The organism is Laceyella sediminis (assembly GCF_003003125.1).
Lineage (GTDB): Bacteria > Bacillota > Bacilli > Thermoactinomycetales > Thermoactinomycetaceae > Laceyella > Laceyella tengchongensis.
The window spans coordinates 114103-135890 of sequence record NZ_PVTZ01000001.1 but is presented as its reverse complement, the minus strand read 5'-3'; the positions used below and the strand labels follow the sequence as shown (position 1 = coordinate 135890).

Sequence of the window (21788 nt, the reverse complement as noted above, 5' to 3'; positions counted from 1 at the left end):
TTTCACCCCTTTAGTTCCCCTGCGAAGGCATGTTCTCAAGCTCCGCTTCAGCGGGTTGGTTTTTGAAGAGGCGATTGAGAACGACCAATGCGACAATGGTCAGGATGAGGTACAGGATAGAGAACAAAATAGTCATCAGCGCGACACTGTCAGAGGTGGTCGCAGCTTTGTCCACGCGCATGATGCCGGTGATAATCCAAGGCAATCGACCGACCTCGGCGAATATCCAGCCACATTCAATGGCGATAAATGAAAGCGGACCCCCGAGGATAATTGCGCGCAACAGCCATTTGTTCCATTCGCTCCCTTTTTTTCTCCACCAACAGTACAGGAAGACGGCGGAGACTAGTGCCAGGTATACGCCGATCGCCACCATGATGTCGAAGAGATAATGGATGTACAGCGGTGGATGGTTCTCCTTTGGAATATCGTTTAAACCAATCACTTCCGTTTTGGTTGAATTGCCTGCCAGGATGCTTAAGGCATTCGGAATTTTGATGGCGTAGCGAACTTCGTTCGTTTCCTTATCCAGCACGCCTCCAAAGTAGAGGGGCGCTTCTGATTGCGTCTCAAAATGCCATTCGGCGGCGGCCAGTTTGGCGGGTTGGTGTTTGGCCAAGAACTTGCCGGAAATGTCTCCGGCCACAAATGTGAGCAAGGAGAAGATGAGACCGGCGATCATGGTTAACCGCAATGCTTTTTTATAATAGACGTGTTTATTGCCGCGCAAGATATGGTATGCCGCGATGGCAGCCAACAAGAAGCCGCTGGTCAGATAAGCAGATGAGACGACATGGGCCACTTTAGACGGTGTGGCTGGGTTTAACATGGCCGCGATGGGATCGATATCCATCAGTTTGCCATCGGCAGCGATGGTGAATCCGGTTGGCGTGTTCATGAAAGCGTTTACCATCGTGATAAACACGGCGGACATGGTTGAGCCGATGATGATGGGAATGGAAGTCAGCCAGTGGTAAATCGGCTTTTTAAACGTATCCCATGTGTACAGATAGATGCCCAAGAAAATCGCTTCAAAGAAAAAGGCGAACGTTTCCATAAAGAGTGGCAAGCTGATGATGTTTCCAGCTAATTGCATGAATTTGGGCCACAGCAGGGAAAGCATGATCCCGATGCACGTTCCCGTCACCACACCGACAGCCACCGTGATGACAAAGCCGCGGGTCCATCTTCGGGCAAGCAGGATATAGTGGGGATCTTTGGTGCGGATTCCCCAATATTCGGCAAGGGAGATGAAAACAGGTACACCCACCCCGATGGTCGCCCAGATGATATGGAACGCTAATGTCGTTTCCGTAAGTACGCGACTCCAGAATACTGAATCCATCCAATCACTTCCTACCTGTTCATTTTCTTTTTCATTATACGTTCACATAACTACTTTGTACACTGTTTCACTAACTTTGACAACAAAATTCAACAATTAAACATACAATTACATCTTAAATGTTCAATAATGAACATGAATACGCCAGAATACCGCGCGTCCAATTCGCCGGCTCTCTAGCACACCTATTGATCCGTCATCACTGCTTGATTGCGAAGGTCATAGCCTGGGTCGGTTTGATGCACACTAAGCGAAAAAAGGGAGTGCGGCGATGAACAAGAAAACGCATGTCATTTTGCTAATTCTCTTGGTGCCCTTGTTGATCTCGATGCCGTCTGTGCCTGTTGTGGCCGCGTCTTCTCCTGAGCCGGCGGCAGTGGATGCCGATTTATCTTTTGTTCCCACCTTGGTGTTGGAACATAGGGGCCAACGCTGGGTTTTCCCTTTGCGCGACATTGGGTTTGATGGGATTGATCCCACCACATTGAACCGCACGTTGGCGTTGGAGTGGATTGCCGGCGTTCTCGAACGAGACTTGAACCGTCCTGCGCGCTCCGCTTACTATCACGAGCGGCGGATTGTTCCAGAACAAGCGGGGTTGAAAGTGGATCGCCAACGCATCGAAGCGTGGTTTGATCGCATCCATGAGGTCATGGGCCAACCGCTCGCGGTTCCGGTGAACATAGTCAAACCAAGGCTGACTGCGGCGAAACTGCGGCGGTTGAAAGAGAAACAAATCGGGAGTTATCTTACTTATTACAATGAATGGAACAGAAACCGTGCGCACAATATTCATCTGGCGACAGAAGCGATTGATCATAAAGTGTTGATGCCCGGTGAGGTGTTTTCGTTTAATAAGACGGTTGGGCCGCGCTCGCAGGCTAGGGGTTACCGTCCCGCCCGCATCATCGTTAAAGGGGAATACAGTGAAGGGGTTGGCGGAGGAATTTGCCAAACCTCGTCTACTTTGTACAATAGCGTGGACAAGGCAGGGCTCAAAATTGTGGAACGGCAAAGACATAGCAAACAGGTGGCCTATGTGCCGAAGGGCCGGGATGCGACGGTGTCTTGGGGAGGGCCGGATTTTAAGTTTCAAAACCAGCTGAACGAACCGATTTTGATTGTGGCTAGAGCCAGCAACGGCCGATTGCTTATTTCTATTTATGGACCGGAAGAAATTCATGCTAAACCGCGAAAGGTTCCGGTTGCGCCCAAACAGGCGGCTTTACTAGAAGAAGTGGAATAAATTGCCGCGAGCGGTCATAAGCCAGGCTCCGTGGGCATAAATCTCAATTAAAATGGATGAATCTATGACAATCCTGCTAGAGTCATAGATAAGGAAGAAAACATCTGCTATAATGGCTTCATTGTTTAGGCTTTACTGCAGAAGGAGGATGTCGATGAAAAAGTTCCTTCTACCCAGCCTCGCGATGTTTTTCATCCTGCTCACGGGCTGTTCCGGTTCCTCACAAACAGTGAAAATTACTTTCAGCGATCAAGATAAAGCACTGCAATTTGAACGCTCAAGCGATACGTTGGCAGAAGCGCTGGAAGGCCAAGGCCATAAGATTGACGAGTTAAAACAGCGTTACCAGCCAAGCATCGGTTGGGATCAAAAAATCGAAGGCCACAGCGAGATCACATTGAAGTGCAAGTGCAAAGTCTCTTTGCGTGTGGCGGGCAAAGACCTCGGCACCTTTGAAACTTTGCAACCCACAGTAAAAGGGGTTTTGCAGGAGAAAAAGGTTGTTCTGACCGAGTGGGATGAGCTAAACATGCCGCTGGATAAGAAGATCATGAACGGTACCAATATCGTGGTCGATCGCATCGAGCAAAGGCTGCAGAAAAGAGTGGAAGAAATTCCTTATAGCACGAAAGAAGTAAAAACAGATAAATTAGCAGAAGGAAAAAAAGAAGTGAAAAAAGAAGGGGAGGAAGGGAAGAAGATTTACGAAGTCCTCCTCGTCTACAAAAACGGCATGCCAGTCATGGAAGACGGTAAGCCCAAAGCAACGGAAAGACTTGTCCAAACAATCAAACCCGTCGACAAAATCGTGAGCATTGGCACGAATAAAGAGATGGCGAAAAAAGATGATGTGGATCTGACTTCAGCCAAGACATTAACAGTGGAGGCGACGGGTTACACCCATACCGGAAGCCGCACGGCGACCGGCACCTACCCCAAGCGGGGCACCATCGCGGTGGATCCCAGTGTGATTCCGCTCGGAACCAAAATGTATATACCGGGCTACGGCTATGGTGTTGCTGAAGATACAGGCGGCGCGGTCAACGGTCACATCATTGACCTGTTCTTTGAAACGCGGGCTGAGGCCCTCAAATGGGGTCGCCGGACAGTAACCATCAAGATTTTAAAATGAGTGAAAAAAAACCTTGCGATGAGCAATTCATTGCAGGGTTTTTTATTTTGACATGGAATCATTAAATAAGAATCTTCCGTGGCTCCCTTTATCTCTCAATCATCCCTTTATCCAACTATCCATTTCTTCCATCCCTCGGAAAAATTTTCTTCAAAAGCGCGTTTTAAATCGTTAAAATAAAGGTATAGTTACTCCAGGATACAAAGCATTGGGAAAATGGCATTTAGGATGAGCAGAAGCGTGAATCGACTTCGGGGTCATGTTGCCGCCCCGATCGTGTGATTGTCCAGTGAATGGACAGGTGAGAAGGATATATGGAATGGGTTTTTGTGGAAAAACTCTTTGTCATATCCTAACCTTTCATATATACTTAATGGCAAGGAAACTAGCATCCGAGGTGTGAGTATGGTAGGCCGGAATGAACCTTGCCCCTGTGGCAGTGGGAAGAAGTATAAGAAATGTTGTGAGAGAGTTGTAGCGCTTGATTCAGTGGAAAAGGCCAGAGCTGAAAGAGAGAGCCGCTTAAAACACGACCTTTTGGTCGATCTGCAACATTGGTTTACAGGGCGGATCTCACCTGAGATGCAGAAAGAATGGGCACAACGCTTTAAAAAACTCATGCAGTTGCCTTTAGACCAGCCGATTTCCCAAGAATATGCCACTTACTTTCGCTTTTGGCTCCTGTTTGACGCACCTTGTTTAAACCGCCGGCGACCGGTAGAAGTGTGGCGCTCTACCATTCGCAATGCCCCGCACAAGGAACGCATGGCCCGCAACATGAGCGAGTCAACCTTTACCTGCTACGAAATTTCACAGACCGACGAACACACCCTGACCTTGACATCCTTGACAACGAAAGAGCAAGTCCAGATTCAAAAAGGGGAATCGATTCCCAGGGAAAAGCTTGTTTTCACTCGATTGCTTCGTGTTGGTCAACGATATGAATTCTTTGGCCCTTATACATCTTTCGCGCATGAGATGAGAGGGGAGATACTCGTGCAGCTTGAGAAATACAATCATCCAGAAGAAGAACGTCAAGAATACACCACCTGGGAAAACGGTTGGAAGGTTTTCGGTTGGTCTATCAAACGAACAGAAGAGGTTGAGCAAGGGATGTTATCTGCGCCTGTTGTGACTGAGCCCATGGTGGAGGAGACGGCTTTTTGGCCGGTCGTAGAGCCGAAAGAAGAGGAATTGCCTTTGCGAGTGATGCAACATTTGGAACAGTTTTATTTCAACCATGTGGCCACATTGCAAAAAGGAACGCAAACTTTGTACAGCCGTTCATTGGAATTGTTGTACAAGTATTTGTCTATGCGTTTTGGTCAATCGTTCGACTGGTCGATGCTGGATGAGGAAGTCCTGTGCCATTTTTTGAGCGTATGGTATTTGGATCAAGGCAAAGTAACTGCTCCCGGTTCAAAAATCTTCCTCAACACCCTGAAGCATCTGTTCCGCTGGTTGAAAGAGGAAGGCATCAGTGATGCGTACCTGTCATTCAGAAAGGTATATGCCTCGTTGATCCGTGCGTTGCCTGTCGCGGTTGAAGCTAAAAAATGGATGGAAGAGAATGGTGTCAAGCCAGACTATCGCAACAACGAGCAAACTGGTTCCACACAGATGGTGATGTTGGCTTTCTCTTCAACAGGTCCGGCGCTATTGATCGAAGACAAATGGCTGCCAGTGAATCTGCTTGGCGTGCCCACCATGTGGAGTGAGCATCGCTTCTGGGTTCACGGAACTGTGCAAATGGAACCGTCCGGCTGTTATTTCACACGGATCGATGGGCTTTATCCAATCATTTCATTGGACAACCAATTAAAAGTGTTAGGCCACAAGTGATAAGGTAGCCGTGCTGAACCAATGCATGGGCTACCTTATTTTTGCATGAACCTCTCCATCTGTTGAGATACTAACAGTACACTCAGCGTAAAGGGGGACTCTTCGCATGTTCGGCTTTTTGCGTTCAAAAAACAAGTTCAAAGAGATGATAAATGAAATGGCAAAAGAACTGGGGATCAAACAAGACGCGCGCGGCAAAAACGGCCAAGACGTGACCCAGCTCGCCGAAGAGTTCAGCAAGGAATTGGGTTTGAAACAGAAGCGCACCCCAGTGGGCCAAAAGGACTTGGTTAAAGAAGTCATGACCGAAGCGGGGAAAGAGTTGGGGATTACGGAGAATACGACTTCCACCAACATGAGTCCCGACCAGTTGGCCCAGCGGATCAATGAAGAGATTCAAAAACGGAAGAAATCACGCTGAGTGAAGCGAGCACCCAAATGGTTCGGGTGCTCGTTTACATTAGATTCACGATTTGTCTATTTTAGATAAGAAGCGATTTCTTCTAATTTCTCTTGAGCCGCCATAATTACCTCATTCGGAATCGCCAGGTTGCGCTGACGCCGCCGTAAATGGGACGCTGCCTCTAATTTCGGTTGCTCGAGGCTGAGTGTGGTTTCATTGCGGGTTTTCATTTGTCGGGTAGGAAGGGAAAGGCGATAGACTTGTCCGGAGGCCAGGTCTCTCATATGCAAGCGATAAATGGGTGCATGAGAGCGAAAACGGCAGAAACCTTGCATTCGCATTATTTTGTCCACTTGCTCATAGGCCGCACACACATTTGTCAGCGCTTTGGCGCGCAATTGCATAAAAATCCCTCCTTGCCGTTGTAGCCGCTTTATTACCCTCGCCAAGAGATATGTAATCCTCTTTTTTTTGGGAAATTTCCGCATGGTGCGGTACAATGAAATGGGTAAGGTGGCGCATCAGCCCAACAAGTCGGAAAGAATAAACACATTGTTTGACAGGAGGAATGAAGCGTGGGACGTGTAGATTTGCATGTACATACGACGGGATCGGACGGATTATTTTCTCCCTCCGAAGTGGTGAAATTGGCTAAGGAAGTGGGGCTTGCTGGCTTGGCGATCACTGACCACGACTCGGTCAGCGGAATAGAAGAGGCGTTATCTGCAGGACGCGAATGGGGTGTCCATGTAGTCCCGGGAGTTGAAATCAGCACGTTGTGGCAAGGGAAAGAGATTCATATGTTAGGATTGCATATCGATTATCGCGACCCGTCTTTACTTGAAAAGTTGAAGCGGCAACGTGAGGTGCGACAAACGCGCAATCGCATGATGATCGAAAAATTAAATGAGTTGGGGATTGAAGTGACCATGGAGGAAGTCATGGCCAAGAAGAAAGGGGAGGGCCAAGCTGACAATGTGGGGCGGCCGCATATTGCTGAGGTGTTGATTGACAAGGGGATTGTGCAATCAATGGATGAAGCGTTTGACCGATATTTAGGGCGGGATGGGCAAGCTTATGTAACGCCGCCGCGCATCAGCCCGATCGAAGCGATCCAATTGATCCACCAAAGCAAAGGGAAGGCCGTCATCGCTCATCCTGGATTGTATGAGCAAGACGACTTAATTCCTTTGTTGGTGGAAAATGGATTGGACGGCATTGAAGTGAACCATCCAGATCACACGGATGAAGCCAAACAGCGGTATGCCGAGATGGCAAAAACATTTGGGCTTCTCGAGACGGCCGGATCGGATTTTCATAGGGAACGGCACGGCTCGATGTATCATGCGATGCTCGGCACATGCACGGTGGATGAAGGCATTTTGACCAAGCTTTAAATCAGCTTCTTCATCGACACGTGCGGGATTCCCGCATCAACAAATGGCTCACCCATGACACGATAGCCCAACTTCTCATAAAACGGGATCACCGGCATTTGGGCGTGGAGGACGATCGCGTGGGCCTGTTCTTGGCGGGCTTGGGTTTCCAACGCTTCCATCAAGAGACGCCCGGCGCCGCTGTGGCGCTTGGATGGTAGCACAGCGACCCGTTCGGCTTTGGCCACTTTAGGGTCAACCCATCGCATCCGGCAAGCGCCCACCGGTTGCCCGTCCTCAAGCGCCACAAAATGCAACGATCGCTCATCATATTCATCTGATTCCCGCGTTTCAGGTACTTTTTGCTCTAGCACGAACACCTGGCGGCGAATGGCAAAAGCCCATTCCCTTTCCGTCGGTGTTTGAGCGATGATGACGGTGACGGCCATAGGACGACATCCTTTCGGATCAGATCATTTTTTCAACAGGAATGTTTGATGAATGCTCCAAGAGCCGTTTTCCAGCTGGTACATAAGGTGGAAACGGTCGATTTTCGATTCTAATTCAAATTGTCTCAACCGTAGGGCGCCATACACATCATGTAGCTCTTCTTCCGACATTTTCTGCCCAATGGTGAGATGTGGGATGTAATCATAAGGCATTGGAATGGGATCCAGGGAAGCACTGATCTGGTTGTGCAACGTTTCCAAAGGTTTGCTGTCTTTAATCGCCAGATAGATGGTATGGCTGGTAGGATAGAAATGGCTCACTTTGTGGAACTGGATGGTGAAGGGCTTGTTTTGCTTGGCGATTTCTTCTAATTTCTGGACCGCGTCTTCCACTTTTTCATCAGGCAGTTCGAACTTTTCCCGCAACGTGATATGGGGTGGAATGAGGCTGTAATGCGGGTCGTACCGCTTTCTATAGGAATTGACAAGGTCTTGTACGTGTTTTTGTGGAAAAACAGCAATGCCGAAAAACATAACACATTCCCTCCTTGAACAGAAAAATGGCGCATTTCTTATATTATATCTTTAAATTTTGGTTCACGCATCTTTTGTGGGCAATTGATTATGGTAAGATGGCTTATGGGAGGGAAACAAATGAGAAGAGTACACAGCAGTGAAGTGAAACGTACAGTGATGAAAAGCCTGGAAGACCGCGGAGTCAGTATCGAAGCAATTGCTGAAATTGTTCACGAAATGCAGAGCCCTTATAACCCGAATCTAACCATGGAGCAGTGCGTCGACAGCGTGCTGGCCGTGCTGAATAAACGGGAATTGCAACACGCCATTCTAGTAGGAGTCGAGTTGGACCGCTTGGCGGAACAGAATATGTTGTCTGAACCGCTCTTATCCCTTGTCAAAGGGGATGAAGGGCTGTTTGGTTGTGATGAAACATTGGCCTTGGGTTCCGTTTTGGGCTATGGGAGCATTGCCGTCACTACCTTCGGTCACTTGGACAAGCATAAAATTGGGCTCATTCGCGAGTTGGACACCAAAAAAGGTGGGCGGGTGCAGACGTTTATGGATGATTTGGTCGCCAGCGTCGCGGCTGCAGCTTCAGGGCGCTTGGCCCACCGTCTGCGCGATGAGGAAGAGCGGGCTTCAGCCCAACAGCTGGATGGTTAAAGCAAGTAGCAGGCCTATAGATGCAAATAAGCCGTTGTCACAATAGACAACGGCTTTACCATTTGGCCGTGAGGAGGGAATATTGGTCGGCTTGTGAACAGTTAAGCCCGACAAGGTTGCTTGGGTTAATATAGCATATGCGGGAAGGGGCTGCCCGCTCTGGACGAAACGGAAAATGTGCATGCGCCCTTAGGCATGAAAAATGGAAAACAGTGAAAAATAAGAGATGAAAGGAGGAAAGCATGATGCAATGGGTATATTGGGCCAAATTATATGACAGCCGCTTTCAAGCGCGTTGTTTGGCAGCACGAATGCAAGAGGACTGGTGGCTGTACGGGTATGATAGCCCGGAGCGCGTGGAGGTGTTTCGCTCCAAAAAAGGGCGTTATGGAGTTCGTTATATTTGGGATAAAAAATCTTAAAAAAAAGGCCTTGCACTTTTGAAGAAATTGATGTATATTAGTAAATGTCGCTGATGGCGATTAAAACAATTGATATCGCGGGGTGGAGCAGTCTGGTAGCTCGTCGGGCTCATAACCCGAAGGTCGCAGGTTCAAATCCTGTCCCCGCAACCAACTTGGAGCTGTGGTGTAGAGGCCTAACATGCCTGCCTGTCACGCAGGAGATCGCGGGTTCGAATCCCGTCAGCTCCGCCACTTCACCATCATGGGCCTATAGCTCAGTTGGTAGAGCAGTCGGCTCATAACCGATCGGTCACAGGTTCGAGTCCTGTTGGGCCCACCAACTTATCTAAAAACTACATATTTTTGCTTGGGCAGTTAGCTCAGAGGGAGAGCGCTTCCTTGACACGGAAGAGGTCGTAGGTTCGATTCCTATACTGCCCACCAACCAAACCCTTGCACATGTGCAAGGGTTTTTTGTTTGGTAGAGGAGTAAATTGCGTTTCTTTATGGTGACTTCATTGAACAGAGAGGGGTAATAACTATTGGATGAATTTATTGTCCGATATAAACCAATGAATCATAGAAAAGGATATATGTAGTACTGGTTGGATATGGTGTTCGACAAATTCTCATTTGATCCCCGTATTGTGCATATATAAATCGTACTCCTTAGTATATACTGATTATAATGACTACTTTGCAAGATAGGAGGTGGAAAAATGCTAAATGGAGATCCAAAGGTTGTCTATTTTTAACACTAGCGACTGTCTTTAACGACAGGCCAGGGATTAGAGCCTTATGTTCAATATTCGATTACAGTAGGTGTGTTGATTTCTTTTATCTTGATTGTTATCGCAACCATCCTTGCATTTAAAAACGCGCGCGGGAATAAGATTTGAACAGATACTGAAATAAAGGTATATATCTTTTCTAGGCTACTGCGCACTTTTGATAAAAATACTCAAATTCTGTTTTGAAGTGATGAAGTGAAAGAAGAGATAAAGACGACAGTAAGCATATGTATGGTGTGGGCTAAAGGCACAAAAAAGGTCTCCGCCGAGGGGGTGCGCTAGAATGGATCGACGGAGACGAGGAAGAGTTAAGTAAACCATTCATTGTGGGGATTCGAAGATAAGCGAGACAGTGCTATCCTCGAACGCTATTAAGTATAACATATTTATTCAATATGTTACAGTTTTTAATTGAGGAATGCATAAATTATTGATACTTATTTGCTCATAAATAGGAAATAAATACATGATGGCATCATCCATGCCCAGCACCCCTGAGGGCGAATGAAAGTAAAGGTGATTGGAAAGTTGGCGTTTTCGCTGATATGCATGCAGATGCGTTGGTGTGATGTGATGGTGGACGCTTTTTTTATTCACGGTGCGAGGCGACGAGGGTGGAGGTGGAATGTCTTCCCTGCTTGCGGGCGTGGTGAATCGCAGCTTCAAGGATCACGAGGGCGCGGATCAATTCTGTGTGGGAATGGAAGGCATGGATGGAAAAGCGGATGCCTTCCGGGCGCGGCAGATGGCGAATGTATAGATGGTGCTTTAGACAGTAGTCCACGATTTCCTCGTGGGCGAGGCCTTCTATACGGAAGCATACCAAACCGGAAGCGGAGAAGGAGAGGTCGGTAAATAGGGTGACACCCGGCAGAAGCAGAAGCTGCTGTTTGAACCAGGCGGCCAAATGATGGATCCGCGAGGTGATCGCGGGAAGATGGTATTGCTCCAAGAGTTCTAAGCTGCGAGTAAGTCCGGCATACAAGGCAATGTTTTTTGTAGATCCTTCCATTTTTTGTGAATCCATCTTCCAGTCTATCTGCCCGTCAAGGGAAAAGCTGGTGATGGATTGATAGCCTGCTGCAAGGGGCCATAGTTGCTCAACGAGCTTGGCGGTGATATAACAAGCCCCGGTGCCGGTGGGACCCAGCAACCACTTGTGGCCGGAGAGAGCATACGCATCGCAACCGATGGCTTTGACATCGACATCTACGTTTCCGGCGCCTTGCGCTCCATCGATAAGGGTGAGCACGCGGTGGTCCCGGGCTAGTCGGCAAATGTCAGCGACAGGCAGGATGCGACCCGTGTTCCAGGTAACGTGGCTTGCGACGATCAGGCGTGTGCGTTGATCGATGGCATTTGCTAATGCGTCGATCAGCTCTTCATCTGTTTTGCCTTCGGGATCGACAAGGGTGACAAAGAGACCGTACCGTTTTGCGATGTTGAAGCATGGCACGAGACTGCTGACATGTTCGTGTGCGGTGACGATCATTCCATCTCCCTCTTGCCAAGGGATGCCGGCGATGATGGCATTCATGCTGAACGTGCCGTTTTCCGTCAGCGAGATTTCGCTAGGGTGGGCCCCTAACAGAGATGCCAGCTTCCGGCGGGCTTCCATGCAGACTGATTCGGTAACCAACCATGGCTTGGGAGATGGGGATTGGAGGGAATGGTTAGCTTGGGTGATCGCTTCATGTATCGGTTCCAAAAGCGGTACGCACGTTCCTATGTTAAAGTAGAGGCTGTCACCCAAAGGGAGGCATAGGTCTTGGAAGTGTGGCCAACGGGTTGGCATTCGGGCATCATCCTTTTTATATAACTTGAAATTCGTTGTTTATATTATATAAATTTGTAAATAGGAGAACAATTCACTTTTTACATGAGATGGTAAAGTGGTTGGGAAATGGTTAAAACATTAATAAAATCACAAGAATTCATTCTGTTAGATCTGATTCTGGAGATGCCATGCACAAAGTGGCCTTCTCCTGCAAGGGGGAGTGAGCTGGATCGATTAGAATTCTATCTGTTTTGCTGGGGATTCACCAAAAATTTTTCCAAGTGATGGAGCGGATGCGTAGCCTCTCCATGGTGAAGCAGAGATAAGGCATGTAGAGACAACCTCCTTTTTAAATGGCCGTTTCCGGCGTAATGAGCGGAGAAGAGGGGCATACTGAAGCAAAAAAAGGAGGTTGCCATGAACAACAATCAACAGCAAAGCAGATTGGAAGGACAGATTGAGGAACAGGCGAAATGCTCGCCACGTATGGAAGAAGAGTGTCAGGATATTCGCATTCCCGCGCATCTGGTGGCGGAAGTGCAGGATGAGGAGCCGACGTCATCATGATTGACCGCTCCTGCCGTTACGGAGGAGCGGATAGCTAAGTTAATAAATAGATTGACAAAATATTATGTTTTCTCTAATATTAAAAAGAACCCCTTCTGATTGGACATGATGTGCAAACGGTTTAACCTATTCTTCTTAAGGTTAGACCAACGTCTTCAGGTTTCCGCTAGAGGCATGTTCCCCCCACGGGAAATAGCGTGCGTCCGTCGCGTCATCTCCAGCAATTATGATGCGAATACTCGGTTCAGCGATGAGTCTGTTTTGCGGTGAGGAAGAGCTTGCTTGTCAGCCAGCTCAGTGTAGACGAGCCCCTGCAGGAGCGAGATTTTTGAAAGCGGAGTCGCTTGTCGCTTAAGCAAACCACGGAACGCAGGCTCAAAAATCAGCTCCGGGCCACTTTGTCAACAAGTTCGAGCTTGCTAGCTGGGCAAGCTTGGTGTGTTCACACATCTTGGATTGAAAGGGGAACGTTTGGGTTGAGCATCTTAATTTTCAATCGCTTGCCTTATTATGATGTACCCTATGACAAATGGCTGGAGGACTTGAACGAACCGTTGGTGATCCTGACGGAACAAAAATTGGCGCCTGCGTTTCAGGCGAAAGCGCGCGCCTTATCTTTTGAAAATTATGACTATAACAATGCGGTTGAATTTGTCGCTTTACAGATGGCGAAAAAGAACCCATTTCGCCGGATTGTTGCTACTGCTGAGCGGGATATTTTGCGCGCGGCAAGACTTAGGGAGCATTTGGGGATCGAAGGCCAGTCTTTAGAGAGCGCGATCGCTTTTCGTGACAAGGTGAAGATGAAGACGTTGCTCAAAGCGGCCAATGTGAGGGTTCCCCCGTTTGCTGAAATCACTTCGGTGATCGATTTGGTTCGTTTTATCGAAGCAGAGGGATATCCCGTCGTGGTGAAGCCAGTCGATGGCATGGGTTCTCGAAATACAACGATTTTGCATGACGACGAAGACACCATCGCCTATTTAGCAGAGGGATTAACCCCCCATTTGGAAGTGGAGAAGTTTATCGAAGGTGAAATGTACCACATTGATGGTGTTGTGCTTGATGGGGTGATTGAGCTCTGTTGGCCTTCCAAATACTTGAACAACTGTCTTGCATTTCAGGAAGGGAAATATCTCGGTAGCTATCTACTGGAGCCGGAAAATCCGCTTACGCCCCGTTTGCAGCGTTATGTTACGAACGTGCTTCATATCTTGCCCACGCCGCAATACACCACTTTTCACGCGGAGGTGTTCCACACCCCCGAGGATGAGTTGATATTATGTGAAATCGCTTGCCGGACCGGAGGTTCCCGCATTTGTGAAGAATACCGCCAAGCGTTTGATTTGGATCTGACCAAACTGGCGGTGCAAGCCCAATGCGGATTGGCCGTGACTGTGCCCGAGCAAGTGCGGAGCGGGCGGGGACCTAAGACGCAGATTGGTTTTATCGGTATCCCGCCGAAGCAAGGGGTTTTTCTCTCCGCCCCCAAAGCGGACGAGCTTCCTGATTGGGTGACTGAATACCGTTTGCTAGCGGAGCCGGGCCAATATTTTGATGGGCCGCATACCAGTGTGGATTATACGGTGACGTTGGTGGTGACCGGGGAGACCGAAGGGGAAGTGTTGGCGAGGTTAGAAGAGGTGGCTGACCTGTTTGAACGGAACACGGTCTGGCAATCAAAGTGACGTAAACAGCGTGATCTAACTGCAATAAAGATGCCTGAGCAGTTGAAAAAGGAGCCGGGCCCTTTTTCAACTGCTTAGGCTTTTTTGATTGCGGTTTTAGGTTTCATTCCCGCTCGTCATTGGCCGCGAGTGGTAAGGCTTCTGAGCTACCCAGCTCGGGAAGGTTTTCCACCCGGTTCAGTTTCTTTTTCATCGTTTCCGTTTGCTTGGTCGCTTGGCCGATTGTTTTGCTGGCTTCGTCCAACTTGCGCTGGGCCTTGGCCAAGGTGTCACCAAACTTGAATAATTCTGTTTTTAATAAACTCAACCATTTCCACGCTTCATTGGTGTGCTTTTGGATTGCCAGCGTGCGGAAGCCCATGTGCAGGCTGGTCAAAAAGGCGGACAATGTGGTGGGGCCGGTAATCGCGACTTTGTATTGACGCTGGATATACTCCCACAGTCCGGGCCGCCGTAAGATCTCGGCGTACAAGCCTTCGATCGGCAGGAAGAGGATGGCGAAGTCAGTGGTTGTCGGGGGATTGATGTATTTATCCGCTATTTTTTTGGCTTCTTGCTTAATCCGTGCTTCCAAGCTTTTCAATGCTTCTTGAGCCTGATCGGCTTGTCCCCGCTCTTGTGCTTCGGTGAGGCGCTGGTAATCGTCCAATGGGAACTTGGAATCGATCGGGAGCAACAGATGTGAGCGTTCCGCGTCTTTGGCGGGCAATTTGATTGCGAATTCGACATTCTCTTTGCTATTTTCTTTGACCGTGGCGTTTTTGCTGTATTGATCCGGCGTTAGCAATTGTTCCAAAATGTTTTCCAGCTGGATTTCCCCCAAGACCCCACGGTTCTTCACATTGGACAAGACTTTGCGGAGATCGTCGACGCCGGTGGCCAGATGGTGCATTTCTCCCAAGCTTTTATGAACCCGTTCCAATCGCTCGCTGACCAATTGAAAAGATTCACCCAGTCTTTGTTCCAACGTTTGGTGCAATTTTTCGTCAACCGTCTGCCGCATCTGCTCCAGCTTTTGCTGGTTGGCTTCCTGAAGCTGGTTCAATTTTTCTTCCACTTTGTCTCGTAGCAGTTCCTGTTTGCGTTCGGTCATGATGGCCATTTCGTTGAGTTGCTTGGCAAAACTGTCCAGCAGGTCTTTTTGTTGACGTGAGCTTTCACGAATGGTGGTGATGGTGGATTGGGTGAGATTGCTGAAGGAGTTGCTCAGGTCGCGTCGGTTTTCAATGATCGAGCGGTTCCATTCCAATCGGTTGGCGGCGAATTCTTCGCGCATCAATTTTTCCAATCGCTCTTGGTTTAGTTCTAACCGTTCCACTTGTTTGCGCAAGGATGAACCACTCCCTTCGCGATCCGCCCGCCGGAAGATGAGATACAGAATCACCGCGTTCAAAAGGAGGGAGATGATCCCGATGATTGTCGACATGTCGAACACCTTCTTTTATGGAATCGAGCAACTTCCATTATAACTGATTTGGAAAATATTGTTCAGGTTCTTTGGCTGGCGCGCTGGTTCTTATTTTCCCAAGGAGGCGCTTTCTTGTGCGAATATGGTAAGATAATGAACGTATGCAGAGTCTAGACTGAGTTCAAAAGGAGAAGCGCACTTTCATGATTGACGTGAAATTCCAACCGGTTTTGCACCGCTTGGCGGCGGTGGAACAAGCCATGGGTGAGCGCCATGATGAAGAGCATCGGGAAAAAATGGCGGATTTGATGCGGAAAGTGGCCAAAGGGGAATGGACCATCGCATTTTGCGGGCATTTTTCGGCTGGCAAATCTTCTATGCTCAATGAGTTGTACGGTGAGTCGATCTTGCCGACCAGCCCGATTCCGACCAGTGCCAATGTGGTGAAAATCATGGCTGGCAAGGATGAGGTTACGCTATTGTTGAGCACCGGAGAAATCCATCGTTTTGCTGGGATCTACACTGAGCAAGAGTTGAAGGCCTTGTGCAAAAATGGGGAAGAGGTGCTGGCAGTTCATATCAAGCGCGAGACGGAAGCTTTGCCTGAAGGTGTCGCGCTGTTGGACACCCCGGGAGTGGATTCCGCCGATGACGCGCATCAGGCGGTCACCCTTTCTGCCTTGCATCTGGCGGATGTCATCTTTTACATGATGGATTACAACCATGTGCAGTCTGAAGGGAATCTTTCATTTATTAAGCAGCTGATCGCACGAAAAGAGGAAGTTTATCTGATCATCAACCAGATTGACAAACATCGCGACGCAGAGCTTCCGTTTGCCACGTATCAAGCGAATGTGGAGAAAACGTTTGCCGAGTGGGGAATTCAGCCGGCTGGCGTATATTATACTTCGCTTGCTGATCGGTCGCATCCGGCCAATCAATTGGCGGAATGCAAGGAACTGATCCGGCGACTGATGCGCAAGAGAGATCGTATGGAAGAGAGCGCGCGCAAAGAAGCCGAGTATCTGATCGGTGAACATCTGGACGCGCTTAGGATGCAGGAGCGTGAAGAACGGGCGAAGCTAGAGAAAATGTTGCACGCGGTTACGCCGCCTGCTGGCCGTAGCATGAGCGAGTGGCTCGCTGAGTGCGAAAATGAGTTAAGCCAGCTTGCCGGGCAAAGCGAACGGGAACGGGAGGCGTGGGTTCACGGCCTGAACCGTTTGCTACAAAACGCCTACCTGATGCCGGCAGATCTGCGCGAGGCCGCCCGCGCCTACTTGGAAACGGTGTTGACGCCGTTCAAAGTGGGTTTTCTGTTTAGCGCCAAAAAAACGGAACAAGAGAAAGAACGGCGTCGCCTTGCTTTTTACGAACAATTGCGCCAGACGGTGGAAACGCAACTGGAAGTTCATCTCAAGGCGCATCTCATGCAGTTCGCCAAAGAGCGGCAATTGGACACGGACCCCATCAGTGAAGCGATTTACCAGCCAGTCTCATGGGTGACCCCGGAATTGCCGGCCCAAGTGATCAAACCGGGAGCGGAGTGGTCAGGCGCCTATGTGTTGACTTACGCCGAAGATTTGGCGCAAGCGATCAAGAAACGGGCGCGCGAATGGGCGGAAACCATCTATGACCGTATGGCGGGAGAACAGGCTGAACGGATGCAAGCGCAACAAACGAAATTGACTGCCCAAATCAACAACATCAAGCAAGCGTTGGCAGCGGAACAGCAGTTGGCGGCGAAAGATCGAGAGCTGGCCGAATATGAAGCATATCTCCTTCAGGTAGTGCGTGGCGACATTGACGTCGCCGAGTCTGATCTTGCTTACCTGCTCCATGAAGAGATCCCAGGTGCCCGGCAACGATATGAAGTGAAGCTGGCCGAAGAGACGGTTGCACCAGAGCAGCCGACTATAGCGCGGGTGGCCGATGCGCCGCAAGCACCTAAAGCGGCGATGCGGACGAATTGGGTGCTACAATTGGTGAAACAAGCGGAACAAAGCTTGCAAGAGTTGCCAAACTTCGCTCAGCTGCGTGAGGAATGGGCGGAAAAACGGGCTCGCATCGAGGGAAAACAATATACGGTGGCGTTGTTTGGCGCGTTTAGTGCAGGGAAATCCTCCTTTGCCAATGCGTTGTTGGGTGAGCGCGTATTGCCGGTGTCTCCGCATCCTACGACGGCTACGATTCACCGTATCTGCCCGCCGACAGAAAGATATGCCCATGGGGAGGCGGTCATTCGTTTCAAATCGCGGGAAGCCCTTTATCAAGACCTTAAGCAAGTAGCTGCCTTATTCCAGCGAGAAGTGGAATCCCTGGAGGCGGCGGTGGCGGGGATCGAGGAGCTGTTGCGCGAACCGACCACTTTCACCAAGCAGAAGCTAGCGCTTCCCTTCTTGCGGGCTATCCAACAAGGATACGGAGAGTTAGCGGGCGAGCTGGGTGGCGAAAAAGTGGTTTCGCAAGCAGAGTGTGAAGCCTTCGTAGCCAACGAAGCGAAATCGGCGTTTGTGGAATCCGTCACTTTGTATTATGATGTTCCGTTGACCCGCCAGGGGGTCACCATCGTGGATACGCCCGGAGCGGATTCGATCCATGCGCGTCATACGGAAGTGGCCTTTCAATACATTAAAAATAGCGACGCCATCATTTATGTCACTTATTACAACCATCCTTTTTCCCGCGCCGACCGTGAATTTCTCATTCAGTTGGGCCGGGTGAAAGATGTCTTTTCCCTGGATAAGATGTTTTTTGTGATCAATGCCGCCGACCTGGCTTCGTCCGAAGAGGAGCTGGCCATGGTGCGTCAATATATCGAAAGCCAGTTGCAACAATACGGCATTCGTCATCCGCGCTTGTTTGCTCTGTCCAGCTTACAGGCTTTGGCCGATTCCGAAGACGAGCGTATGGCACAGTTTAAGCAAGCGTTTCTGTCGTTTATTCTGTACGACCTGACAGAGGTTTCATTGAAACAGTTGGGGAGTGAAGTGCAACGGACCGAGCACATGCTGGAACAGATGGGGCAAGCTCTAACGCAGAGCAAAGCGGAAAAGGAAGCGAGCAGGCAGGCGCTGATTGCCGAGCGGGAAGCGATGGAACGCATCATCAGTACCAGTGGTGGGAAAGCAGAAGAGCAGGCCTTAGAAAAAGAATTGAATGAGTTGTTCTATTATGTGAAACAACGGATGTTTTATCGCTACCATGATGTGTTCACTGAGATATTTAACCCGTCGGCGCTGAAGGAAGATGGACAGGTCAAAGAGAAATTACAAGGTTGCGTCTGTGAATTGGTTGAATTCATCAAACACGACCTGTCTCAGGAAATGCGGGCGACGGCACTTCGGATGGAAAAATGGATTGTACGGACGGAAAGTGCTTTGGCGCAGACCATCGCCAAGCGTTTGGAAGCCGTACGCCCTGACTTTCAAACCACTTTCCACAGTGAGGAGGGCATTGCTTCCCCCGTGCTGAAAGAACCGATGACCAATCTATCGCCCGCCTCGTTTAAAAAAGCGCTCAGCTTGTTCAAAAGCGCCAAAGCCTTTTTTGAAAAAGGGGAAAAAGCGCGGATGGAAAGCGAATTGAAGAGCGTGCTGGAACAGGAAGTGGCCGCCTATCTGGAACAGTGCAAGGCGGAGTGGGGCCGGCACTATGCCATGGCGTGGCAAGCGGCGGTGGACCGGGTAAAACAAACATTGCGCGATCAAGTGATTCATGAATATGAATGGCTGTTACAAGGATTTGACGAAACCCTCCCACTCGATTTGTTCATGGCAGCCCAACGGCGATTCGTCGAAGTGAGCGCGGAGTTGAACAAGGTATTGACTGAATAAGGCTATATGCGGCGAAAATGCCTGCTTGCGAAGAAGCGGCGCTTGGCTGCTCCGGCTACGAAAACCCTTCGCTCATGAGGTGCGAAGGGTTTTTACGGTTGAACGCAGGGCAACGCAATTTCATTGAATCGAAATATTTACGCTACAGAGAGCGGTTGACCCTCCATTTCGACTCAGCTTACAATGGTTAGGCAAAAGGGTAAATGGCTTGCATGCGTCAAGCTTGCCTATCGGTTATTCCAAAAGCCGCCGTTTAAGAGAAAAAGCCATTTTCCTTTCTCAAGATGTTGAAATAGCTTTTTTGTTCCTGACTGATGAGAAAAACGGCATGATCAAGGAGATGACCATGAACAAGGCATCTTTATTCATAACGATGGTAAGCTTGTTCGGACTGATTGTCTTTATGCCTCCAAGCAATAAAGCGTGGTTGCAAATGATGGAGGAATGGGTCAAAGCTGATTTGACGTCAACGGAATCCCCACTCTCGTCTGGGGAAAGACCCAAACCGATTGCGAAGCCCAAGACGCCTCCTGTCACGGCTAAACCTGATCCCAAGCCCGACGATGAGCAACCGAACCCTGGCAAACAGCAGGGCGTCGCTTTGACGGTGATCCACAAAAACGGGTCCGCCTACATCAAACTGGCTGAGGTCAAACGGCACCTGCCGATCAAGGGACGGGTTGATTTGCGGTCGGGCAAGATGACGCTCACCTACCGCGAGGCCCGGCTTGAGTTGGTTCGCAACATTGCGGTCATGAATCTGAACGGCATTTACGCGCCACTCAAGGAGCCGCCGCTCATCGAGGAGTCGGAGGTTTTCATTCCCGTGTCTATCCTGCAAGAGGTGTTCGGGCAATCACTCAATATCGAAGGTGGCAAGACGATATGGATTGCGGATGAGGATGCTGTACCGGCGTTCGCCCAGCAACCGGACTTGCCAAACTTCTCTGTCAAGGGCATGATCCGATATCTGTCTTTTGTCGAAAAGCCGCTTAAGGGCGCGCATGTCAGCACCAGAGCTTCCCATTTGCCTGGCGCTCCCCGGACATATCGCAATGGGGTGCATGAAGGGCTTGATTGGTATAGTTATGGCACCGGTACTCGGATCGACCGCAACACGCCCGTTTATTCCATCGCTGATGGAGTGGTTGTGCGGGCAGATCATGATTATCGGGAAATGACGACGCCGGAGAGGGAAGCGTTGTTGGCGAAAGGGGCCGAAAATGATGGACAAACCCCTGAGGACATTCTTGACCGCATGCGGGGCCGCTCGGTTTGGATTCAACATGACAAAGGGTTGATGGCTCGCTATGTGCATTTAGATCGGATTGATCCCCACGTGCGGGTAGGGCAAAAAATCAAAGCTGGTGACATCATCGGTTATGTGGGGAATTCCGGAACGAGTGACGGAGCGAAGGGCAACGACGAGGGATTGCATTTGCACTTAGATCTGTTTCTCTATGGTGAATGGTTCTGGAAACAATATAGTTTAAAAGAGCGCAGGATGATTTTGGAAGGTGTTTTCAATTGATAAACATAGACATGGGTGTTGATCTTCCGGCAAAGATTAACACCCCATTTACCTTCTCTTCAACTAATTTGATTACCATGGCAATGTATGGGAATTTTACGCTGAAGCGGGCGGAGGTGAGGCGGTTTGAAAGGGATTGCTTCGTGGGTGACCCGATATGACCATTCATTGATTCAACTGGTCAATTGTCATTGGAAATGCCGTTGGTTGGATTGGTTGATGCCGCGGATTACTCATCTGGGTGGCCCCACAGCTACGATCGGTTTTCTGCTTGTGTGGTATCTGTTTATGCCCGAAGAGTTTAAAACATGGGCGGTTGAAGGTGTGATCGCCCTCGCGGGTAGCCATTTGATCGTGCGCGTGCTGAAGATGTTGATGCCTCGAATCCGTCCTTATCTGCGGTTGGAGCATTTGCATACGTTCCCCAACCCGCTGACGGACTATTCTTTCCCGTCGGGGCATACGACGGCGGCGTTCTCCGTCGCGATAACGTTTATCCTGCATTCGACGGCATTCATGGCTATCTTACTGCCGTATGCCATCATTGTCGGATTTTCTCGCATGTACCTGGCTTTGCATTACCCCACAGATGTGTTGATTGGAACTTGCTTGGGTAGTGCGTTTGCTGCGGGTTCAGTTTACTTGTTTCAAGTGATATGAACCCCCTTCAGCCCCTTTCCTGGACAAGCTGCCTAGGAAAGGGGCTGAATCCTTAGCATTGACACTTACCATACACCGGTAATTATGCTACAATATAGAATAGACCAACTTTTCTTCATGCCCCTACCAGCCGAGTTTATGGGGCTTTTTT

18 protein-coding genes, 4 tRNA genes and 1 pseudogene are annotated in these 21788 nt (G+C 49.3%); 17 read left to right on the top strand and 6 right to left on the bottom strand.

Annotation, left to right across the window (positions count from 1 at the left end):
* Nucleotides 1-10: 10 nt before the first annotated feature.
* Nucleotides 11-1345, bottom strand: coding sequence for a cytochrome ubiquinol oxidase subunit I (locus CLV36_RS00670; protein WP_102992913.1), 1335 nt, complete (start codon nucleotides 1343-1345; stop codon nucleotides 11-13).
* Nucleotides 1346-1616: 271 nt separating this feature from the next.
* Here CLV36_RS00670 and CLV36_RS00665 point away from each other — a divergent pair, with 271 nt between their 5' ends.
* From CLV36_RS00665 to CLV36_RS00650, 5 genes and pseudogenes are all read left to right on the top strand, one after another.
* Entirely contained in the window at nucleotides 1617-2591 is a 975-nt protein-coding gene (locus CLV36_RS00665; RefSeq protein WP_106341410.1) for a VanW family protein, read from the top strand.
* 154 nt (nucleotides 2592-2745) lie between these two features.
* Nucleotides 2746-3723, top strand: coding sequence for a 3D domain-containing protein (locus tag CLV36_RS00660; protein ID WP_181352749.1), 978 nt, complete (start codon nucleotides 2746-2748; stop codon nucleotides 3721-3723).
* A gap of 405 nt (nucleotides 3724-4128) precedes the next feature.
* Nucleotides 4129-4194, top strand: a pseudogene (locus CLV36_RS17985) (SEC-C metal-binding domain-containing protein); the annotation flags it as partial.
* Between the two features lie 111 nt (nucleotides 4195-4305).
* On the top strand, nucleotides 4306-5565 hold the full coding sequence (locus tag CLV36_RS00655; RefSeq protein WP_219904887.1) for a hypothetical protein: 1260 nt from the start codon (nucleotides 4306-4308) through the stop codon (nucleotides 5563-5565).
* A 106-nt stretch (nucleotides 5566-5671) separates the two neighbouring features.
* The gene (locus tag CLV36_RS00650) at nucleotides 5672-5986 is read left to right on the top strand and encodes a hypothetical protein (RefSeq protein WP_106341407.1); all 315 of its coding nucleotides are present in this window, start codon (nucleotides 5672-5674) and stop codon (nucleotides 5984-5986) included.
* A gap of 56 nt (nucleotides 5987-6042) precedes the next feature.
* Here CLV36_RS00650 and CLV36_RS00645 read toward each other — a convergent pair whose 3' ends face one another.
* The gene (locus CLV36_RS00645; RefSeq protein WP_106341406.1) at nucleotides 6043-6372 is read right to left on the bottom strand and encodes a hypothetical protein; all 330 of its coding nucleotides are present in this window, start codon (nucleotides 6370-6372) and stop codon (nucleotides 6043-6045) included.
* Nucleotides 6373-6543: 171 nt separating this feature from the next.
* Here CLV36_RS00645 and CLV36_RS00640 point away from each other — a divergent pair, with 171 nt between their 5' ends.
* Nucleotides 6544-7365, top strand: a complete 822-nt coding sequence (locus CLV36_RS00640) for a PHP domain-containing protein (protein WP_106341405.1) — start codon at nucleotides 6544-6546, stop codon at nucleotides 7363-7365.
* On the opposite strand, the gene CLV36_RS00635 is transcribed toward CLV36_RS00640, so the two are convergent.
* A complete protein-coding gene (locus tag CLV36_RS00635) occupies nucleotides 7362-7793 on the bottom strand; it encodes a GNAT family N-acetyltransferase (protein WP_106341404.1) in 432 nt (143 codons plus the stop codon). The genes CLV36_RS00640 and CLV36_RS00635 overlap by 4 nt on opposite strands.
* Nucleotides 7794-7817: 24 nt before the next feature.
* On the bottom strand, nucleotides 7818-8327 hold the full coding sequence (locus CLV36_RS00630) for a 2'-5' RNA ligase family protein (protein ID WP_106341403.1): 510 nt from the start codon (nucleotides 8325-8327) through the stop codon (nucleotides 7818-7820).
* 120 nt (nucleotides 8328-8447) lie between these two features.
* Here CLV36_RS00630 and CLV36_RS00625 point away from each other — a divergent pair, with 120 nt between their 5' ends.
* From CLV36_RS00625 to CLV36_RS00605, 6 genes are all read left to right on the top strand, one after another.
* Nucleotides 8448-8975 carry a phosphatidylglycerophosphatase A family protein gene (locus CLV36_RS00625; RefSeq protein WP_106341402.1) on the top strand — a complete coding sequence of 176 codons (528 nt, stop codon included), beginning with the start codon at nucleotides 8448-8450 and terminating at the stop codon, nucleotides 8973-8975.
* A 242-nt stretch (nucleotides 8976-9217) separates the two neighbouring features.
* Complete coding sequence (locus CLV36_RS16910) at nucleotides 9218-9397, top strand: hypothetical protein (protein ID WP_132222414.1); 180 nt, start codon at nucleotides 9218-9220, stop codon at nucleotides 9395-9397.
* A 76-nt stretch (nucleotides 9398-9473) separates the two neighbouring features.
* Nucleotides 9474-9550 (top strand) — tRNA-Met (locus CLV36_RS00620).
* Nucleotides 9551-9554: 4 nt separating this feature from the next.
* Nucleotides 9555-9631 (top strand) — tRNA-Asp (locus CLV36_RS00615).
* Between the two features lie 12 nt (nucleotides 9632-9643).
* Nucleotides 9644-9719: transfer RNA gene (locus CLV36_RS00610), tRNA-Ile, on the top strand.
* 29 nt (nucleotides 9720-9748) lie between these two features.
* A tRNA-Val gene (locus CLV36_RS00605) sits at nucleotides 9749-9823 on the top strand.
* 936 nt (nucleotides 9824-10759) lie between these two features.
* Here CLV36_RS00605 and CLV36_RS00600 read toward each other — a convergent pair.
* On the bottom strand, nucleotides 10760-11965 hold the full coding sequence (locus CLV36_RS00600) for an aminotransferase class V-fold PLP-dependent enzyme (protein ID WP_106341401.1): 1206 nt from the start codon (nucleotides 11963-11965) through the stop codon (nucleotides 10760-10762).
* A gap of 399 nt (nucleotides 11966-12364) precedes the next feature.
* On the opposite strand from CLV36_RS00600, the gene CLV36_RS17090 reads away from it, so the two are divergent.
* Both CLV36_RS17090 and CLV36_RS00595 read left to right on the top strand, forming a co-directional pair.
* On the top strand, nucleotides 12365-12514 hold the full coding sequence (locus CLV36_RS17090) for a hypothetical protein (RefSeq protein WP_154987440.1): 150 nt from the start codon (nucleotides 12365-12367) through the stop codon (nucleotides 12512-12514).
* A gap of 476 nt (nucleotides 12515-12990) precedes the next feature.
* Entirely contained in the window at nucleotides 12991-14202 is a 1212-nt protein-coding gene (locus CLV36_RS00595) for an ATP-grasp domain-containing protein (protein WP_106341400.1), read from the top strand.
* 103 nt (nucleotides 14203-14305) lie between these two features.
* Here the strand turns inward: CLV36_RS00595 and CLV36_RS00590 are convergent, their stop codons facing one another.
* On the bottom strand, nucleotides 14306-15628 hold the full coding sequence (locus CLV36_RS00590) for a DNA recombination protein RmuC (protein WP_106341399.1): 1323 nt from the start codon (nucleotides 15626-15628) through the stop codon (nucleotides 14306-14308).
* Nucleotides 15629-15813: 185 nt separating this feature from the next.
* Between CLV36_RS00590 and CLV36_RS00585 the strand changes: the two genes are divergently transcribed.
* The 3 genes from CLV36_RS00585 to CLV36_RS00575 all read left to right on the top strand — a co-directional run bounded on the left by CLV36_RS00585 (nucleotide 15814) and on the right by CLV36_RS00575 (nucleotide 21637).
* Nucleotides 15814-19446: a dynamin family protein gene (locus tag CLV36_RS00585; RefSeq protein WP_106341398.1), complete on the top strand. Its 3633-nt coding sequence runs from the start codon at nucleotides 15814-15816 to the stop codon at nucleotides 19444-19446.
* A 346-nt stretch (nucleotides 19447-19792) separates the two neighbouring features.
* Nucleotides 19793-20977, top strand: coding sequence for a M23 family metallopeptidase (locus CLV36_RS00580; protein ID WP_181352748.1), 1185 nt, complete (start codon nucleotides 19793-19795; stop codon nucleotides 20975-20977).
* A gap of 126 nt (nucleotides 20978-21103) precedes the next feature.
* Entirely contained in the window at nucleotides 21104-21637 is a 534-nt protein-coding gene (locus tag CLV36_RS00575; RefSeq protein ID WP_102992899.1) for a phosphatase PAP2 family protein, read from the top strand.
* The last annotated feature ends 151 nt before the right edge of the window (nucleotides 21638-21788 follow it).

Excerpts from the sequence above, each read along its gene's own strand:
- CLV36_RS00590 (WP_106341399.1), bottom strand. The coding sequence starts at position 15,628 with ATGTCGACAATCATCGGGATCATCTCCCTCCTTTTGAACGCGGTGATT.
- CLV36_RS00670 (WP_102992913.1), bottom strand. The coding sequence starts at position 1,345 with ATGGATTCAGTATTCTGGAGTCGCGTACTTACGGAAACGACATTAGCG.
- CLV36_RS00630 (WP_106341403.1), bottom strand. The coding sequence starts at position 8,327 with ATGTTTTTCGGCATTGCTGTTTTTCCACAAAAACACGTACAAGACCTT.
- CLV36_RS00600 (WP_106341401.1), bottom strand. The coding sequence starts at position 11,965 with ATGCCAACCCGTTGGCCACACTTCCAAGACCTATGCCTCCCTTTGGGT.
- CLV36_RS16910 (WP_132222414.1), top strand. The coding sequence starts at position 9,218 with ATGATGCAATGGGTATATTGGGCCAAATTATATGACAGCCGCTTTCAA.
- CLV36_RS00645 (WP_106341406.1), bottom strand. The coding sequence starts at position 6,372 with ATGCAATTGCGCGCCAAAGCGCTGACAAATGTGTGTGCGGCCTATGAG.
- CLV36_RS00585 (WP_106341398.1), top strand. The coding sequence starts at position 15,814 with ATGATTGACGTGAAATTCCAACCGGTTTTGCACCGCTTGGCGGCGGTG.
- CLV36_RS00580 (WP_181352748.1), top strand. The coding sequence starts at position 19,793 with ATGAACAAGGCATCTTTATTCATAACGATGGTAAGCTTGTTCGGACTG.
- CLV36_RS00655 (WP_219904887.1), top strand. The coding sequence starts at position 4,306 with ATGCAGAAAGAATGGGCACAACGCTTTAAAAAACTCATGCAGTTGCCT.
- CLV36_RS00660 (WP_181352749.1), top strand. The coding sequence starts at position 2,746 with ATGAAAAAGTTCCTTCTACCCAGCCTCGCGATGTTTTTCATCCTGCTC.
- CLV36_RS00650 (WP_106341407.1), top strand. The coding sequence starts at position 5,672 with ATGTTCGGCTTTTTGCGTTCAAAAAACAAGTTCAAAGAGATGATAAAT.
- CLV36_RS00665 (WP_106341410.1), top strand. The coding sequence starts at position 1,617 with ATGAACAAGAAAACGCATGTCATTTTGCTAATTCTCTTGGTGCCCTTG.
- CLV36_RS17090 (WP_154987440.1), top strand. The coding sequence starts at position 12,365 with ATGAACAACAATCAACAGCAAAGCAGATTGGAAGGACAGATTGAGGAA.
- CLV36_RS00625 (WP_106341402.1), top strand. The coding sequence starts at position 8,448 with ATGAGAAGAGTACACAGCAGTGAAGTGAAACGTACAGTGATGAAAAGC.
- CLV36_RS00635 (WP_106341404.1), bottom strand. The coding sequence starts at position 7,793 with ATGGCCGTCACCGTCATCATCGCTCAAACACCGACGGAAAGGGAATGG.